Raw genomic sequence first — 16,488 nt, 5'->3', positions numbered from 1 at the left:
CCCCGGATCATCCAAACGACAGGGGCAGGAAGTCATACCGGGCCGGGCGACCGAGGAGTCCCCGGCTGGGGACGATCAAAAAGGTAACGGGGCCGCAGCTGCATGATCGACGCCGTGCCTTGAAGCGGGCACGCCCGCCTGGGGCGCGGTCGCCCGCCTCGGGCACGGTCGCCCGCCCCTTGGGGTGGGCGGGTCTGGTGGGACCGGGCGGGGAGGGTGGGTGAGGGGAAGAGGGCGGTGGGTGAGGGGAGGAGGGCGGGTGGGTGGGTGGGGGTCAGCGGCGGGCTTCGGCGGGCTCGTCGGGGCCGACGAAGGCCTCGCTGCGGGCGTCGCCGTCGTCGCTTCCGCCGAAGACCCGCGCGTCGTCGGGCATCTCGGCGTCGTTGAGCCGGCGCACCGGCCGGCGGGGGCGTACCCACTGCCACGCCAGGTTGCTCTCCGCGTCCCCGATCTCGGTACGCATCCGGGGCATGGCGGTCGGCCGGTGGTCCCGGATCCAGGCGACCAGGTGCTCGCGAACCAGGCAGCGCAGGTCCCAGAGGCTGCCGGCGTCGGCGGCGCTCACCAGGGCACGCACCTTGATCGTCCCGCCGGTCGCGTCGGTCACCTGGAGTACGCAGACCCGGCCGTCCCACAGCTCGGTGCCCTCGACGAGGCGGCGCAGCTCCTCCCGCATGGCCTGCACCGGCACCGCCCAGTCGACGTCGAACTCGGCGGTGCCCAGCACCGCCGCCTCGGTGCGGGTCCAGTTCTGGAACGGCTTGCTGGTGAAGTACGAGGTGGGCAGGATCAGCCGCCGGTCGTCCCAGATCTGCACGACCACGTAGCTGAGCGTCAGCTCCTCGATGCGGCCCCACTCCCCCTCGACCACCACCACGTCGTCGAGGCGGACCGCGTCGCTGAAGGCGAGCTGGAGACCGGCGAAGACGTTGCCCAGCAGGCTCTGCGCGGCCAGCGCGGCGACCACACCGACCACACCGGCGCTGGTCAGCACGCCGGCGCCGATGCCGCGTACGGCCGGGAAGGTCATCAGCATCACGCCCACCGCCAGTACGACGATCACCGCGATCGTCAACCGGCGCAGCATGACCACCTGGGTCCGCACCCGCCGCGCGTGCCGGTTGTCCGGCACGTCCACCCGGAACCGGGCCAGTGCGGTGTCCTCCGCCACGACGAGCAGCGAGGCGACCAGCCAGGCGACGCTGGCGATCACGCCGAGCACCAGCAGGTGCAGCAGCACCTGCCGCCACTGGTCGCCGACCGCGTAGCCGGTGCTGAACCGCACGGCGAACTGGACGGCGACGACGGTGGCGGCGACCTGGATCGACCGGTGCGCGTGGTCGGTGAGCTCGGTCAGCAGCAGCGAGCGCCTACCGACCCGCCGGATCACGCGGTGCGCGACCTCGACCGCGAACAAGGCGATCGCCGCCGCGGCGAGCGCGGCGACGATCGTCCCGAGGTAGCTCTGCACAGGTTTTTTCCTCCTCCTGTCGCCGGGCACGTGCTTCGGGCAAAGGCCCAATAGTGCCCGGCGACGCCGGAATCGACCAGGTTCAGACCTTGCGATACCGGGACTGCAGGAAGCAGAAGACGCCGAAGGCGGCGATACCGAGCGCCACCAGGGTGAGCAGGATCTGGCCGTACGCCTGGTCGCGCAGCGTGCGCAGTGCCGCGTCCAGACCGCGGGCCTTCTCGGGGTCGTAGTTGACGGCGGCCAGGATGATCAGCAAACCGGAGATGCCGTACGCGACGCCCTTGGCGATGTAGCCGGCCATGCCCAGCCGGCGGGTGAGCTGGCGCGTCCTGGCGTCCATCTCACCGGTCTTGAGGTGCTTCTCGAAGCGCTTGATCAGCCCGTAGATCACCAGGCCGACGCCGATCGCGGCGAGGCCGAGCCCGGCCAGGCCGACCAGCCAGCGGCCACCTGAGGACTCCATCAGCTTGCCGGTCAGCGCCTCCTGCTGGTCGGCGCTGTTGGAACCGGCGTCCTTGAAGACCTTGAAGGCCGTCCAGGCGAAGTAGAGGTAGACGACGGTGCGTCCCGCCGAGGCGATCCGCTCCCAGACACGCTCCTTGCCGCGCTCGGCGCGGTGCCCGACGGCCGCCTCCAGCGCCTGCCAGATCGCCATGGCGAGCAGGCCGACCGCGATGGCGATGACGAGGAACTTGCCCAGCGGCTGGGCGGCGAGGGTGCGCAGCGCGCCGGACTGGTCGCCGTCGTCGCCGGCCTTGCCGAACGCGATCTGCAACGCCAGCCAGGCGAACAGGAGGTGCACGATGCCGTAGCCGATGAAACCGACTCTGGCCAACAACTCGAGCCACCTGCTGTTCGCCGTACGGGAGGCGGTGGCTTCGGCATTCCGGGTGAGTGACATGGCGCCACAATCACCGAATACGAAGATTTCCAAACGTCGGCCACCGCCGCCCCGACGGGTCAGTTGCCGGGATTCCTCGACACCCGGATCTTGACCTCCTGGTCGGTGACGCTGTCGAGCGTCACCGCGAAGCCGCCGACCTCGGTGGCCTGCTGGCCGGTCGTCAGCGACAGCTGCTCGCCGGCGACCTCGACGGTGACCTGGTCGCCCTGCGCGCCGATCAGCTTGGCCTCCACCCCGAGGATGGTGGTGCTCGCGTTCACGCCCCGGTCGAAGGTGACGGTGCAGGCGTCCAGGCCACAGTCGGTGCTGGTGCCCTCGGAGCTGCAACCGGCGAGCACGGCCACGCCGAGCGCCAGGCCGGCCAACAGGCCGGCGGCCCGGCGGGTGGGGGTCAGCGGGAAGGCAACACGTCGATTCGTCACCCCGCCAAGGGTACGAGACGCGGGCCACTCCGGCAGGACGTGATCATCCGCGCAGGTGGGGCGCCGGAGGCGGGGCGTTAGGGTCCCGGGCATGCCGTTCGACATCGCCCGCACCCGGGCCGCCTACCCCGCCCTCGCCGAGGGCTTCGTCCACCTCGACGGCGCCGGGGGCACCCAGACCGCCGCCGGAGTCGTCGACGCGGTCACCGCCGCCATGCGCGCGGCGGTGGGCAACCGCAGCGCCGCCTTCGCGCCCGGCCGGCGCTCGCTGGAGATGGTGGGCGCCGCCCGCTCGGCCGTGGCCGACCTGCTCGGCGCCGAACCCGACGGGGTGGTGCTGGGGCCGAGCGCCACGGCGCTGACGTACACCCTGGCCCGGACCCTGGGTGCCGGCTGGCGGCCCGGCGACGAGGTCGTGGTCTCCCGGCTCGACCACGACGCGAACGTACGCCCCTGGGTGCAGGCCGCCGAGGCCGCCGGCGCGACGGTGCGCTGGGCCGAGTTCGACCGGGACACCGCGGAGCTGCCGGCGGAGCGCTACGCGGAACTGGTCGGCGAGCGGACCCGGCTGGTCGCGGTGACCGCGGGCAGCAACGCGACCGGCACCGTCCCGGACGTGGCGGCGATCGCCGCGACCGCACACGCCGCCGGGGCGCTGGTCTGCGTCGACGGCGTGCACTCGGTGCCGCACGGGCCCACCGACGTCGCCGCGCTGGGCGCCGACTTCCTGGTCACCAGCGCCTACAAGTGGTCGGGGCCCCACCTGGCCGCGATGGTGGCCGCCCCGGCGACGTGGGAGCGGCTGCGTCCGGCGAAGCTGCTGCCGTCGTCCGACGCGGTGCCGGACCGCTTCGAGTACGGCACGCCGAGCTTCCCCCTGCTGGCCGGCGTGGCCGCCGCCGTCGACCATCTGGCCGGGCTGGACCCGACGGCCACCGGGAGCCGCCGCGAGCGGCTGGTCGCCGGGCTGAGCGCCGCGCGGGCGTACGAGGAGTCGCTGCTGGACCGGCTGCTCGCCGGGTTGGCCGCGTTGCCCGGCGTCACGGTGCTCGGCTCCCCCGCCCGGCGCTGCCCGACGGTGTCCTTCCGGCTGGCCGGGCTCTCCCCGCAGCGGGCCCAGGAGGAGCTGGGCGCGGCCGGCTTCTGCCTCTCCGCCGGCGACTACTACGCGTACGAGTACTTCCAGGCGATGGGGCTGCGCGACAGCGGCGGGGCGGTGCGCGCCAGCCTCTACCACTACAACACGTCCGACGAGGTGGACCGGTTGCTCGGCGAACTGGACCGGCTCGCCGGTCGCGGGGGCAGAATGGCCGGGTGAGCACCCTGGTCGAGGACAATCCCGCCAAGCACCGGTTCGAGATCCTGGTCGACGACGCGCTGGCCGGGTTCACCGCGTACCTGCCGCGCGGCGAGGTGCTGGTCTTCACCCACACCGAGGTCGACCCGAGGTTCCAGAACATGGGCGTCGGCGCGGCCCTGGTCCGGGGCACCCTCGACCAGCTGCGCGAGCGCGGCACGACGGTGGTGCCGCGTTGCCCGTTCATGGCGGCCTTCATCGGCCGCCACCCCGAGTACGCCGACCTGGTCACCCCCGAGCCGTAGCCCGGGGGCACCGGTCGGGATACGGGGGCGGTCAGCGACCCGTCAGCAGCCCGACGGCGGCGTGGGCGGCGGCCCGGGTGGCGCCGTGGGTGGCGACGTGGACCGCGCCGGTGACCAGCTCGGGCACGCCCAGCTCGACCACGACCGCGTCCGGGCGGGCTGCCAGCGCGCGGCCCACCGACGCCCGCATCCAGTCGTGGCGGTGCAGGTCGCGCACCACCAGCACCACGCATCGGCCGGCCGCCCCGGCGGTCGGGTCGGCGGGCACGTCGGCCTCGGCGTAGCGGACGGTGGTGGTGCCGGCGAGCAGGTCGGCCAGCGGGGCGGCGAGCCCCCACGGGGTCTCCGGACCGATCGCGATGTTGCGCGGCGGCTCGAACTCGACCACGTGGGCGGGGCCGGTCAGCGGCAACGCGCCGACGCCGGCGGGCGCGGTGGTGACCCGCAGCGCCCGGCGGGCGGCGGCCAGCCCGACGGCCGAACCGGCGGCGCTCGGGCGGGACCGGGACGGCCGCTCGGCCCGGGCGGCCACCGTCCAGGCGGCGAGCTGTCCCACCCGCTTGGCCGCCTCGGCGAGGCGCTCCTCGGGCAGGTCGCCGTCGACGACCGCGGCGACGATGGCGTCCCGCAGCAGCCGGGCCGTCCCCTCGTCGGCGCGCTCCCCGCCGATGCAGATCGCGTCGGCGCCGGCGGCGAGGGCGCGCACGGCCGTGGCCGCGAAGCCGTACCGGTCGGCGACCGCCCGCATCTCCACCGCGTCGGTGACCACGACGCCGGAGAAGCCCAGCTCGTCGCGGAGCAGCCCGCCCAGGATCCGGTTGCTGAGGGTGGCGGGCAGTTCCGGGTCCAGCGCCGGCACCAGCAGGTGGCCGGTCATCACGGCCTGCACCCCGGCGGCCACGGCGGCCCGGAACGGGGCCAGCTCCACCGCGTCGAGGCGGGCCCGGTCGGCGCCGATCCGGGGCAGGTCGTGGTGCGAGTCGACCTGGGTGTCGCCGTGCCCCGGGAAGTGCTTGGCGCAGGCGGCGACCCCGCCCGACTGGAGGCCGCGTACCCAGGCGGCGGTGTGCCGGGCGACCAGCGCCGGCTCGGCGCCGAAGGCGCGTACGCCGATGACCGGGTTGGCCGGGTTGGAGTTGACGTCGGCGTCGGGGGCGTAGTCGAGGGTGATGCCCAGCGCGGCGAGGTCGGCGCCCAGGTCGCGGGCCACCTCCTCGGTCAGCGCCGGGTCGTCCACCGCGCCGAGGGCGAAGTTGCCGGGCCGGGAGCTGCCCCGGGCGGACTCGATCCGGGTGACGTCGCCAGCCTCCTCGTCGATGGCGACGACGACGTCGGGGCGCTCGGCGCGCAGGGTGGCGGTGAGGGCGGCCACCTGCTCCGGGTCGACCACGTTGCGGGCGAAGAGCACCACGGAGCCGAGGCCCTCGCCGAGCCAGCGGCAGATCCAGGGCGGCGGCGTGGTGCCGACGAAGCCCGGCTGGAGGACGGCGGCGGCCAGGGCCGTCAGGCTCCCGTCGCGCCCGCTCACGCCGGCCCGCCGGTGTGGTGGCTGATGTGTCGCTCGCTCATGCGGTCGTCGTACCCCCGTCTTCTCCGCGCCCGGCGGCCCGCCACCGGCGGCGGTGCTGACATGGTCACACCGTGCGAGGAAATAGTCAATAAACCTTACAGTTGCCGTCGGGCGCGGAGCTGGGGACAGTTCGGGGATGGATCCCCTGCTGCTGGCCGACGCGACGAGCCCGGCCGACATCCCCGGCGTACGCCTGCTCGGCCTGGTCGTCGGCGGCCTGTTGCTGCTCGTCGCGATCCGCGCGATGTTCCGGCGCTGAGCGCCGCCCGGCGCCGGCACCGCGGTTCGACGGCGGCCGTCGGGGTACCGCCTGCCTCGTTGGACCGGTACGACACGGCGAGGGGGAACGATGAGGATCGGCTACTTTCTGTCCACCGAGGAGTACACGCCGGCCGAGCTGCTGGAGCAGGCGCGCGGCGCGGAGCGGGCCGGCTTCGAGGCGCTCTGGATCTCCGACCACTACCACCCGTGGACGGACGCGCAGGGGCAGAGCCCCTTCGTCTGGTCGGTGATCGGCGCGCTCAGCCAGGTCTGCCAGCTCCCGGTCACCACCGCCGTGACCTGCCCGACCGTGCGCCTCCACCCGGCCGTCCTGGCGCAGGCGGCGGCCACCAGCGCGGTCCTGCACTCCGGGCGGTTCGTGCTCGGGGTGGGCAGCGGCGAGGCGCTCAACGAGCACATCCTCGGCGACGCCTGGCCGCAGGCCGACGTCCGGCTGGAGATGCTGGAGGAGGCCGTCGAGGTGATGCGCGAGCTGTGGCGGGGCGGCTTCGTCAACCACCACGGCAAGCACTACACCGTCGAACACGCCCGGATCTACACGCTGCCGGACACTCCCCCGCCGGTCTACGTCTCGGGCTTCGGCCCCAAGGCCGTCGACCTGGCCGCCCGCATCGGCGACGGCTTCGTCAACACCTCGCCCGACGCCGAACTCGTCCGGCGGTTCCGGGAGAACGGCGGCGGCGACAAGCCGTGCCAGGCCGGCTTCAAGGCGGCGTACGCGCCCAGCGAGGAGGAGGGCGTGCGGATCGCGTACGAGCGCTGGCCGAACGCCGGGGTGCCCGGCGAGCTGTCCCAGGTGCTGCCGTCGCCGCGGCACTTCGAGCAGGCCGGCGAGCTGGTCCGGCCGGAGGCGATGAAGGACGCCTTCGTCTGCGGGCGGGACGTCGACGCGCACCTGGCGAAGATCGACCAGTACGCCAAGGCCGGCTTCGACGAGGTCTACGTGGCCAACACCGGCCCGAACTGGCAGGGCCTGCTCGACCTCTACCAGCGCGAGGTGTTCCCCCGCGTACGCTGACCGCCGCCTCAGGTGTAAGGAAGGGCCCCTTCCTTACACCTGAGGCGCGGTTTCGGCGCTGATCGCGGGGGGTACCTCCGGCCCTCGATGAAACTGTCCACGCACTCCACGACACTGCGCCGCGCGGCCAAGAGCCTCTTCGGCTGGACCGCACTGCGGCCCCACCAGTTGGCCGCCATGCGGGCGGTCATGAAGCGCCGTGACGCCCTGGTGGTGCTGCCCACCGGCGCCGGCAAGTCGGCGATCTACCAGATCCCGGCCAGCCTGATCCCCGGCCCGACCGTGGTGATCTCCCCGCTGCTCGCCCTCCAGCAGGACCAGATCGCGGCGCTCAACGAGCGGCAGCGGCCGGAGTTGCGTGCGGTGCGGATCAGCTCGAACGAGTCGGCCGCCCAGCAGGCGCAGGCGATCACCGAGATCCGCGAGGGGCGGGCCGAGTTCCTCTTCATCACCCCCGAGCAGCTCGCCAACCCGGACCGGATGGCCGAGGTGAAGTCACTGAAGCCGGCGCTGGTGGCGATCGACGAGGCGCACTGCATCTCCGCCTGGGGGCACGACTTCCGCCCCGACTACCTGGCGCTGGGCCACCTCATCGACGGCATCGGCCGGCCCCCGGTCGTGGCGCTGACCGCCACCGCCTCCCCGCCCGTACGCGACGACATCATCGCCCGGCTGCGGCTGACCGAGCCCGAGGTGGTGGTCTCCGGGCTGGACCGGCCGAACCTGTTCCTCGAGGTGGCGCACTGCCCGACGGAGGGCTACCGGTGGCGGCGGCTGCTCGCCCTGCTGAGCGACGACACCCGGCCCGGCATCATCTACGTGCCCACCCGGCGCTCCGCCGAGGAGCTGGCGGCCCGGCTCACCGACGCCGGTTACCCGGCCCAGTACTACCACGGCGGAATGGCGGCCGGGCCACGCGCCGAGCTGCACGAGGCGTTCCTCGCCGACGAGGTGCCGATCATGGTCGCCACCTCGGCCTTCGGCATGGGCATCGACAAGCCGAACATCGCCTGGGTGGTCCACATGGCGCTGCCGGACTCGCCGGACAGCTACTTCCAGGAGATCGGGCGGGCCGGCCGCGACGGCGCCCCGGCCCGGGTGCTGCTGCTGTGGCAGGGCGAGGACGTCGGGCTGCAACGCTTCTTCAGCGGCGGCCTGCCGAACGCCGACGAGCTACGCGACCTGTCCGCGCTGCTGCGCAAGAAGGCACGGAACAAGAAGGAGCTGCGCGAGCTCACCGGGCTCGGCCCGCGCAAGCTCGGCCAGTACCTCGCCCTGCTGGAGCAGGTCGGCGCAGCCGAGCCGAGGGCCAAGCAGCGCATCGGCGCCCCCCGCTACTCCCCCGCCCCCGTGGACGCCGCCGCGGCGGCCCTGGCGGAGGCCGAGCGGCAGCAGACCGTGACCCGCTCGCGTACCGACATGATGCGGGCCTTCGCCGAGACCACCGCCTGCCGGGGGCAGACACTGCTGGCCTACTTCGGTGAGCAGATGAGCGAGATCTGCGGGCACTGCGACAACTGCCACGCCGGCACCAGCACCCCCGACGACGGCGCGGTCGGGCCCTTCCCCGTGCACAGCCAGGTCCGGCACCCGGAGTGGGGGCACGGCCTGGTACTGAGCTACGAGGAGGACCGCATGACGGTTCTCTTCGACGAGGTGGGGTACAAGACGCTGTCCGTCAGCGTGGTGTCCGAACAGGGCCTGCTGACCCTCGACTAGCCTGAGCCGGGCACCGCTGGCCGGGGCCGTGGACGACGAGCGACATCAGTGCGGAAAGGGGCTTTGCCGTGATCGAGCAGCCGGCGTACACCGGATTCGGTTTCTCCGACGAGGAGTGGGGGCTGTTGGTCGGCCTGCCGCAGTCGGTGCTGACCGCGGCGAGCGCCGCCGAGTCCGACGGCACCCGGCGCACCATGGCCGAGAACGCGGCCGGGCTGGAGACCATCGCCGCCGGCCGGGAGTCGGCCAGCCCGCTGGTCGCGGCCGTGGCCGGCGAGATCGTCACCCGGGTGGGCGACCCGGAGGCCGGCGAGGAGATGCCGGTCATCGCGCCGTCCGACCCGCGCGCCTACCTGGAGGACGTGCTGGGCCGGGCCAGGGAGGCGGCGGTGCTGCTGGCCGCCCGGACAGACGAGGGCGAGGCCGGCGCCTACAAGCACTGGCTGGTGGAGATCGCCGAGCAGGTGGTGGGCGCGGCCTCCAGCGGCGGCATCCTGGGCCTCGGCGGGGACGTGGTCAGCGACTCGGAGCGGCGCTTCCGCGACCGGCTCTCCCAGGTGCTCAACGACTGACGCGCAGACGACGACGGCGGCACCGGACGGGGTCCGGTGCCGCCGTCGCGTACCCCCCCAGGGTGGTGGCGGTCAGGCCACGCGGCGGCGGAACAGCACGGCGGTCAGGGGCACCGAGACGGCTAGGACGCCGAGGCACCAGGCCACCGCCAGGGCCGGGGCGGTGCCCGTCGGGGTGCCCAGCAGCAGGGCGCGCAGCGTCTCGATGACGGGCGTGACGGGCTGGTGGTCGGCGAAGCCGCGGATCCAGCCCGGCATCGTCTCCACCGGCACGAACGCGCTGCTCGGGTACGGCAGGAACATCGCCAGGAAGGTGAAGCCGCTGGCGGCCTCCGGGGTGCGGGCCAGCAGGCCGAACGCGGCCGACAGCCAGGACACGGCGAGCAGGAAGAGCAGCAGCACCCCGAACGCGGCCAGCCAGCGCAGCGGGTCCACGGCCGGGCGGAAGCCGATGGCGACGGCGAGGGCCAGCACCAGCACGGTGGAGACGGTGTTGCGGGCGATGCTGGCGGCGACGTGCCCACCGAGGATCGCGGTGGCGCTGACGTCCATCGTGCGGAACCGCTCGATGATCCCGTTGGTCAGGTCGGTGGTCACGCTGACGGCGGTGGTCGCCGCGCCGAAGCTGGCGCAGAGCAGCAGGACGCCGGGCACGACGTAGGTGACGTAGCGGGTGCCGGTGTCGATCGCGCCCCCGAACAGGTAGACGAAGAGCAGCATCAGCAGCACCGGCAGCAGCAGCGAGGTCAGCAGCGCGTCGACGTTGCGCCGGGACAGCCGTACGCAGCGCGCCATCATGACGAGGGCCTCGCCGGCACGGGTCGGTCGCACAGTCAGCTCAGACACCGGCCGCCTCCCGCCGGGCGGTCACCGGGTCGCCGGTGAGGGTGAGGAAGACGTCGTCCAGGGTCGCCTCGCGGATGGTGAACCGGGCGAGCCCCTGCCGGTCGGGATCGACCTCGTCGAGCAGGTGGCGGATCTCCGGTGCGCCGCCGTCGGTGGCGACCGCCAGCTCCAGCCGGGCCGGGTCGCGGTGCGTCACGCGCCCGCCGAGGCGGTGCGTCGCCTCGGCGAAGCTCCGCGCGTCGCGCAGCGTCAGCTCCAGCCGGTGGGCACCGAACCGGCGCTTGAGGTCGCCCGCGCTGCCCTCGGCGGCCAGCCGGCCCCCGTGCAGCACCGCGATCCGGTCGGCGAGCCGGTCGGCCTCCTCCAGGTACTGCGTGGTGAGCAGCACCGTCACCCCGGCGCCGGCCAGCTCGGCGACCACCTCCCACAGCCCCTGCCGACTGCGCGGGTCGAGGCCGGTGGTCGGCTCGTCGAGGAAGATCACGGACGGCTGGCCGACCAGGCTGGCCGCGAGGTCGAGCCGGCGGCGCATCCCGCCGGAGTAGGTCACCACCCGCCGCCTGCCGGCGGCGACCAGGTCGAAGCGCTCCAGCAGGTCCGTGGCGCGCCGCCGGGCGGCGGCCGGGGCCAGCCCGGCCAGCCGGGCCATCATGTGCAGGTTCTCCGCGCCCGTCTGCTGGTCGTCGAGCGCCGCGTGCTGGCCGGCGAGGCTGATCGCCCGCCGGACCCGGCTCCGGTCGCGGACCACGTCGTGGCCGTCCACGCGGGCCACGCCCCCGTCGGGCGTGGTGAGCGTGGCCAGGATCCGGACCGTCGTGGTCTTGCCCGCCCCGTTCGGGCCGAGCAGGGCGTGCACGCTGCCCCGGGCGACCCGCATGCTCAGGCCGTCGAGCACCGCCACCCCGCCGTAGGACCTGCGTAGGTCGACGGTCTCCACCGCCGCGTCCGTCACTGCCATCGCCCCTCACCCTCCGCTTTCTGCGTACCTCATACGCTGCTCTGCGTACACCATACGCAGAAGCTAGGATGGCGGTCAACGCCGCGTACCGGGAGGTGAGAGTGAGCGACGCCGACGTCGAGCTGCCGGAGAGCATCGAGCTCGCCTGGGGCCTGCGGGAACGCCCCGGCAGGGGACCCCGGCGCAGCCTCACGATGCGGCAGGTGGTGGCCGCCGGCATCCGGGTGGCCGAGGCCGACGGGCTGCCGGCGGTGTCGATGAGCCGGGTCGCCGGCGAGCTGGGCGTGGCGACCATGTCGCTCTACCGCTACGTCTCCGCCAAGAACGACCTGCTGGAGCTCATGGCCGATACCGCGTACGGGGACCCGCCCGCGCCACGCGCCCCGGGCGAGGGCTGGCGGCCGGCACTCGCCCGCTGGGGGCTGGCCAACGTGACGGCGATCCACCGCCACCCGTGGATCCGGCAGGTTCCGATCAGCGGCCCGCCGTTGGGCCCCAACCAGGTGCGCTGGATGGAGCAGGGGCTGGCCGCCCTGCACGGCACCGGCCTGCACGGCGTCGAGCGGCTCTCCACGATCATGCTGGTCAGCGGGTACGCCCGGAACTGGGCCACCCTCACCGCCGACCTCGACGAGGCCGCGGCCCGCGAACAGCTCGACCCCGACGACGCCGGGATGCGGTACTGGCACCAGCTCGCCCTGCTGACCCGGCACGGCGCCTACCCGGCGATCCGGGAGCTGCTGGCGGAGAGCGCCGAGGAACAGCAGGACGAGGTGTTCGACACGGAGTGGCAGTTCGGCCTCGACCGGATCCTCGACGGCGTCGAGGTGCTGATCCAGGGCCGGACGGCCACGGCCTGACCCGGCCCCGTCGTCCGGTGCCCCGCGCCCCCCACTTCAGGACCGGCGCCGGGGCCGCCTCAGGCGTCCTCCAGCAGTTCGAGCACGATCCGCTCGGCCTTCTCGCGGGGCGTCGCGGGGTCGACCGGGGCCACCACGCCGTCGTGGAAGAGGTCGACCACGCGCGGGTCGACGTATGACGTGCGGGCCACGGTGGCGGTGTTGCCGAGCAGCTCGGCGACGTCACGCATCACCGCCGCGACCGCCCGCCTGCCGGCGGTCGCCGAGCGCGGCGGACCCACCGTCGCCAGTTCGGTCGCCGCCCGCACCGTGGCGTGCCAGGTGCGGAAGTCCTTCGCCGTCATCTCCCCGCCGCTGGCGTCCCGCAGATACTCGTTGACCTCGTCGCTGCGCACGTCCCGCCAGTCCCCGCCGTCCCGGTAGCCGAACAGCCGGTCGGCCGACCGGCGCTGGCGGCGCAGGTTGACCAGCACCCGGCACAGCTCCGGGTCCTCGATGCGACGCACCTGCTCGATGCCGCCCTTGGCGGGGAACTCGAACACCACGCAACCGCCCCGGGACCGGGCGTGCTCGGGGCGCAGGGTCGACACCCCGAAGGTCGGGTCGTCGCCGGCCGCGTACTGGTCGCTGCCGACCCGGAACGTGCCCATGTCCAGCAGCCGCGTCACCGTCGCCAGCACCCGGTCGCGGTGCAGTCCCCGGCCGGACAGGTCCCGCCCGACCCGCTCGCGCAGCACCGGCAGCCGGCGGGCCACCTCCAGCATGTGGTCGAACTTCGCCTCGTCACGCTTCTCCCGCCACGTCGGGTGGTAGAGGTACTGCTTGCGCCCGGCCGCGTCGATGCCGGTGGCCTGGATGTGCCCGTTCGGGTACGGACAGATCCACACGTCGCGCCAGGCGGGCGGGATCACCAGCTCACGTAGCCGACCCAACCGGTCGGGGTCGCGGACCGGCTGCCCGGACGGGTCCAGGAAGAGCCAGCCCCGACCGCGCCGGCGTCGCCCGTACCCCGGCCTGCCCGGATCACTACGCCGCAACCGCACGGGAGACCCGCACCGCCCGTTCCACCTCGTCCACGGCGGCCACCACCTCGTCGACCCCGATGGCCGCCAACGTCGGATGGCCTCCTACCCCGTCCCACCTGGGCCAACCCTGTCCACCCGCCCACAGCACCCGGTGCCGCCGCCGGCCCGGCGGCGGCCCCCACAGCGCCGGGGAGACCGGGCCGAAGAGCACCACCGACGGCGTGCGGTAGCCGGTCGCCAGGTGCGCCACGCCCGTGTCCCCGCTGACCACCAGCCGGGCGTACGCCACCAGCGCGGCCAGCCGGCCCAGGTCCGTCCGGCCGGCGAGCACCGCGTCGGCGGGCAGCCCCGCGGCGTCCGCGATCCGCTGCGCGGTGGCCCGCTCGTCGAGGCTGCCGGTGAGCACCACCCGGTGCCCCCGGGCGGCCAGTTCCCGGGCCAGCGCGGCGAAGCGTCCGGGCGGCCAGCGCTTCGCCGGGATCTTGGAACCCGGGTGCAGCACGGTCACGCCGGTCGGGACGCCGCCGGGGGCCGGGCGATGCAGGTCCAGGTCGGTGCGGTCGGCGGGGATGCCGTACCAGCCGAGGAGCCGGCACCAGCGGTCGACCTCGTGTTCGTCGTCGCGCCATTCGGGGCCGTCGTGGTGGCCGGCCTCCGGGCTGGCGTGGGCGAGCAGCCGACCGGGACGGGTGCCGGCGAGCATCCGGTGCGACTCGGGCCCCCGGCCGTGCAGGTTCACGGCGACGCGCGGCGTCCCCAGGGCCGGGTCGGGGCGACCGAGCCCGTCCGTGGGCACCAGCCGGTCGACGCCGCCGACCAGGTCGACCAGCGGCGCCAGCCAGCCGGGTGCCGCCAGGACGAGGTCCCGGCCGGGGTGGGCGGCACGCAGGGCGCGCAGGGCCGGGACGGCGGTGGCGAGGTCGCCGACACCGAGGGCGCGCAGGGCGAGGATCACGGGTAGGAGGTCTCCTGGTCGGCGCAGACGACCATCTCGCGGACGGCGCAGCCGGCGGGTTGGGACAGCGCGAACATGACGGCGGCGGCGGTGTCGGCGGGGTCGTTCAGGACGGCGTCGGGACCGGGCTTGTACGCGGCGTCGCGCTCGTCGAAGAACGCCGTGCGCATGCCGCCGGGAATGAGCAGCGTGACGCCGACCCGGCCGGCGAGTTCGGCGGCGAGGGCCCGGGTGAAGCCGACGACCCCGAACTTCGCGGCGCAGTACGCGGTCGCGTCGGAAACGGCCTTCACCCCGAGCGTGGAGGCGACGGTGACGACGCTTCCCCGGGAGGTCTCCAGGAAGGGCAGGGCGGCCCGTACGACGGCCGCCGTGGCGAGCAGGTCCACGGCCACGATCCGCTCCCAGGTCTCGCCGGGGGTGTCCGCCAGTTTCCCGGGCACGTCCATCCCCGCCGCGGTGACCACCGCGTCCAGCCCGCCCGAGCGCTCGGCGAGCTGCCGGGTGGCGGCCTCCGCGGCGCGGGTGTCGGCCAGGTCGCACTCCACCCACGGCACGCCGTCGGCGGGCGCCTGCCGGTCCAGCACCAGCGGACGTCCGCCGGCCCGGGCCACGGCCGCGACCACGGCGGCGCCCAGGCCGCTCGATCCGCCCGTGACCAGCACGGTGCGCCCCGCGCCGGGCGACGCGGCGCTCATCGGGTGCCCTCCGTCGTCGTCGGTCCCGCAAGGCCGGCCCGCGCCCGTTCGGGCTCGCCCCCGGGCCTCGCCAGCGGCCCGCCGGGAGCGGCACCGGGCGGCGGCGCGCAGGCCGGCGGCACGGTGTCGGTGAGCGGCGGCCCGCCGAGCGGTGCGGCGGTGCCGGTGGAGCGGGCGGCGGCGATCAGCCCGGTCGTGGAGCGGCCGTCCAGGTACGGCACCACCACGGCGTTGCCGCCCCAGCGGCGCAGGACCTCCGCCTCGGGCAGGGCGGGCTCGCCGCCGTCACCGGCGTAGTCGCCACCCTTCACCCAGACGTCCGGCCGCAGCCACGACAGCGCGGCGTGCGGGGTGGCCTCGTCGAAGATCATGACCGCGTCGACGCAGCTCAGCGCCGCGAGCAGCCGGGCCCGGTCGCCCTGCGGGATCACCGGCCGGTCCGGGCCCTTCAGCCCCGACACGCTCGCGTCGGAGTTGAGGCAGACCACCAGGCAGTCGCCGAGCTGCCGGGCAGCCTGCAACGTCGCCACGTGCCCGGCGTGCAGCAGGTCGAAGCAGCCGCCGGTGGCCACCACCGTCCCGCCGGACGCGCGTACCGCCGACACCACGCCGGCGGCCGCGGCCACGCCGACGCGCTCGCCGCCGGGGCCGGAGACCGCCGGCGGCAGCGGACGCACCGCGCGCGGCAGCGCCGTCGCCACTCCCCCGCCGGCCACGTACGCCGACGCCTCGGCGACCGCCTCCTGCACCGCCTCGGAGACCAGCGCCCCCCGTGCCAGGGCGAGGCTGGCGGTGGCCGCGAACCGGTCACCGGCCCCGCAGGTGTCCCCCTCGGCGACGGCCGGGGCGGGCACCACCATCGGCGTCGCGCCCGCGTGGCAGAGCAGCGCCCCGTCCCCGCCCAGGGTCACCGCGACCGCGCCGGCGCGCCAACGCTGGCGCAGCCCTTGGGCGCCCCGCGCCGCCGTCGCCAGCCGGGTCGCCCCCGGCGTGACCGTGACCAGCTCCCGCACCTCGGACTCGTTGGGGGTCACCAGGTGCACCCCCGCGACCGCCGCCGGCCCCCGCGGATGCGGGTCCCAGACCACGGGGGCCCGGGTGGCGGCGAGCGCCGCCCGCAGCGCGGGCTGCCGGGCGACGCCCCGGCCGTAGTCGCCGACCAGGACGGCGGAGGCCCGGGCGATCACCCGCAGCACCGCCTCGGACGGCTCGCCGGGCGTACCGGCCGCGCCGCCCCGGTCGTGGCGCAGCAGCACCCGGCCCCGGGCGCGCAGCCGGACCTTCTCCGGCGTGTCGCCGCGCAGCCCGAGGGGATAGACCTGCACGCCGGCGTCGGTGAGCAACGAGGCGAGCCGGGCACCCCCCGCGTCGTCCGCCAACGCGGTCACCAGCACCACGTCGGCGCCCTGCGCGGCGGCGAAGACCGCTGCCAGCCCGGCGCCACCGGGCCGGTCGACGTGCGCGGTCTCGTCCAGTACCGGCACGGGCGAGTCCGGGCAGAGCCGGTTCACCACCCCCTCGACGTCCCGGTCCAGCAGGGTGTCACCGACCACCACGACGGGTCCCCTCACGCTGCTTCCCTC

General features: G+C 74.8%; 16 protein-coding genes and 1 pseudogene. 7 read left to right on the top strand and 10 right to left on the bottom strand.

Annotated elements, in window-relative coordinates:
* Positions 1-274 precede the first annotated feature (274 nt).
* The 3 genes from EV374_RS15835 to EV374_RS15825 form a co-directional block, all read right to left on the bottom strand.
* Positions 275-1,471, bottom strand: coding sequence for a mechanosensitive ion channel domain-containing protein (locus EV374_RS15835; RefSeq protein ID WP_132236016.1), 1,197 nt, complete (start codon positions 1,469-1,471; stop codon positions 275-277).
* A gap of 82 nt (positions 1,472-1,553) precedes the next feature.
* On the bottom strand, positions 1,554-2,375 hold the full coding sequence (locus EV374_RS15830; RefSeq protein WP_132236014.1) for a DUF1206 domain-containing protein: 822 nt from the start codon (positions 2,373-2,375) through the stop codon (positions 1,554-1,556).
* A 59-nt stretch (positions 2,376-2,434) separates the two neighbouring features.
* Positions 2,435-2,800, bottom strand: coding sequence for a hypothetical protein (locus tag EV374_RS15825; RefSeq protein ID WP_132236012.1), 366 nt, complete (start codon positions 2,798-2,800; stop codon positions 2,435-2,437).
* A 91-nt stretch (positions 2,801-2,891) separates the two neighbouring features.
* Between EV374_RS15825 and EV374_RS15820 the strand changes: the two genes are divergently transcribed.
* Both EV374_RS15820 and EV374_RS15815 read left to right on the top strand, forming a co-directional pair.
* Entirely contained in the window at positions 2,892-4,118 is a 1,227-nt protein-coding gene (locus EV374_RS15820; protein ID WP_132236010.1) for a cysteine desulfurase-like protein, read from the top strand.
* A complete protein-coding gene (locus tag EV374_RS15815; protein ID WP_132236008.1) occupies positions 4,115-4,402 on the top strand; it encodes a GNAT family N-acetyltransferase in 288 nt (95 codons plus the stop codon). Before EV374_RS15820 ends, EV374_RS15815 begins: the two co-directional genes overlap by 4 nt.
* A 31-nt stretch (positions 4,403-4,433) precedes the next feature.
* On the opposite strand, the gene EV374_RS15810 is transcribed toward EV374_RS15815, so the two are convergent.
* Positions 4,434-5,930 (bottom strand): glycoside hydrolase family 3 N-terminal domain-containing protein, encoded by a 1,497-nt coding sequence (locus tag EV374_RS15810; RefSeq protein WP_132236006.1) that lies wholly within the window; start codon positions 5,928-5,930, stop codon positions 4,434-4,436.
* 178 nt (positions 5,931-6,108) lie between these two features.
* Between EV374_RS15810 and EV374_RS33455 the strand changes: the two genes are divergently transcribed.
* The 4 genes from EV374_RS33455 to EV374_RS15795 all read left to right on the top strand — a co-directional run bounded on the left by EV374_RS33455 (position 6,109) and on the right by EV374_RS15795 (position 9,563).
* The gene (locus EV374_RS33455; protein ID WP_255421002.1) at positions 6,109-6,231 is read left to right on the top strand and encodes a hypothetical protein; all 123 of its coding nucleotides are present in this window, start codon (positions 6,109-6,111) and stop codon (positions 6,229-6,231) included.
* Positions 6,232-6,321: 90 nt separating this feature from the next.
* Positions 6,322-7,272, top strand: a complete 951-nt coding sequence (locus EV374_RS15805; protein ID WP_132236004.1) for a TIGR03557 family F420-dependent LLM class oxidoreductase — start codon at positions 6,322-6,324, stop codon at positions 7,270-7,272.
* Positions 7,273-7,359: 87 nt separating this feature from the next.
* A complete protein-coding gene (locus tag EV374_RS15800; RefSeq protein ID WP_132236002.1) occupies positions 7,360-8,991 on the top strand; it encodes a RecQ family ATP-dependent DNA helicase in 1,632 nt (543 codons plus the stop codon).
* Between the two features lie 68 nt (positions 8,992-9,059).
* Complete coding sequence (locus EV374_RS15795; protein ID WP_132236000.1) at positions 9,060-9,563, top strand: hypothetical protein; 504 nt, start codon at positions 9,060-9,062, stop codon at positions 9,561-9,563.
* Positions 9,564-9,635: 72 nt separating this feature from the next.
* Here the strand turns inward: EV374_RS15795 and EV374_RS15790 are convergent, their stop codons facing one another.
* Positions 9,636-10,409 (bottom strand): ABC transporter permease, encoded by a 774-nt coding sequence (locus tag EV374_RS15790; protein ID WP_486485785.1) that lies wholly within the window; start codon positions 10,407-10,409, stop codon positions 9,636-9,638.
* Entirely contained in the window at positions 10,402-11,367 is a 966-nt protein-coding gene (locus tag EV374_RS15785; protein WP_132235998.1) for an ATP-binding cassette domain-containing protein, read from the bottom strand. The genes EV374_RS15790 and EV374_RS15785 overlap by 8 nt, the downstream gene beginning before the upstream one ends.
* Positions 11,368-11,435: 68 nt before the next feature.
* Between EV374_RS15785 and EV374_RS15780 the strand changes: the two genes are divergently transcribed.
* Complete coding sequence (locus EV374_RS15780) at positions 11,436-12,227, top strand: TetR/AcrR family transcriptional regulator C-terminal domain-containing protein (RefSeq protein WP_132235996.1); 792 nt, start codon at positions 11,436-11,438, stop codon at positions 12,225-12,227.
* A 59-nt stretch (positions 12,228-12,286) separates the two neighbouring features.
* Here the strand turns inward: EV374_RS15780 and EV374_RS15775 are convergent, their stop codons facing one another.
* The 4 genes and pseudogenes from EV374_RS15775 to EV374_RS15760 form a co-directional block, all read right to left on the bottom strand.
* Positions 12,287-13,270 carry a DNA topoisomerase IB gene (locus EV374_RS15775; protein ID WP_132235994.1) on the bottom strand — a complete coding sequence of 328 codons (984 nt, stop codon included), beginning with the start codon at positions 13,268-13,270 and terminating at the stop codon, positions 12,287-12,289.
* Complete coding sequence (locus EV374_RS15770; protein ID WP_132235992.1) at positions 13,254-14,207, bottom strand: glycosyltransferase family 9 protein; 954 nt, start codon at positions 14,205-14,207, stop codon at positions 13,254-13,256. The genes EV374_RS15775 and EV374_RS15770 overlap by 17 nt, the downstream gene beginning before the upstream one ends.
* Complete coding sequence (locus tag EV374_RS15765) at positions 14,204-14,905, bottom strand: SDR family oxidoreductase (RefSeq protein ID WP_132235990.1); 702 nt, start codon at positions 14,903-14,905, stop codon at positions 14,204-14,206. The genes EV374_RS15770 and EV374_RS15765 overlap by 4 nt, the downstream gene beginning before the upstream one ends.
* 155 nt (positions 14,906-15,060) lie before the next feature.
* A pseudogene (locus tag EV374_RS15760) lies at positions 15,061-16,476 on the bottom strand (PfkB family carbohydrate kinase); the annotation flags it as partial.
* Positions 16,477-16,488 lie beyond the last annotated feature (12 nt).

It is taken from the genome of Micromonospora sp. CNZ303 (genome assembly GCF_004345505.1).
Note: the sequence above shows the minus strand (reverse complement) of the source record. Positions and strands in the feature narration are given on the sequence as shown.

What these genes read in the sequence shown, in the direction of transcription:
- EV374_RS15830 (WP_132236014.1), bottom strand. Translation starts at nt 2,375, where the DNA reads ATGTCACTCACCCGGAATGCCGAAGCCACCGCCTCCCGTACGGCGAAC.
- EV374_RS15820 (WP_132236010.1), top strand. Translation starts at nt 2,892, where the DNA reads ATGCCGTTCGACATCGCCCGCACCCGGGCCGCCTACCCCGCCCTCGCC.
- EV374_RS33455 (WP_255421002.1), top strand. Translation starts at nt 6,109, where the DNA reads ATGGATCCCCTGCTGCTGGCCGACGCGACGAGCCCGGCCGACATCCCC.
- EV374_RS15805 (WP_132236004.1), top strand. Translation starts at nt 6,322, where the DNA reads ATGAGGATCGGCTACTTTCTGTCCACCGAGGAGTACACGCCGGCCGAG.
- EV374_RS15800 (WP_132236002.1), top strand. Translation starts at nt 7,360, where the DNA reads ATGAAACTGTCCACGCACTCCACGACACTGCGCCGCGCGGCCAAGAGC.
- EV374_RS15785 (WP_132235998.1), bottom strand. Translation starts at nt 11,367, where the DNA reads ATGGCAGTGACGGACGCGGCGGTGGAGACCGTCGACCTACGCAGGTCC.
- EV374_RS15780 (WP_132235996.1), top strand. Translation starts at nt 11,436, where the DNA reads ATGGCGGTCAACGCCGCGTACCGGGAGGTGAGAGTGAGCGACGCCGAC.
- EV374_RS15765 (WP_132235990.1), bottom strand. Translation starts at nt 14,905, where the DNA reads ATGAGCGCCGCGTCGCCCGGCGCGGGGCGCACCGTGCTGGTCACGGGC.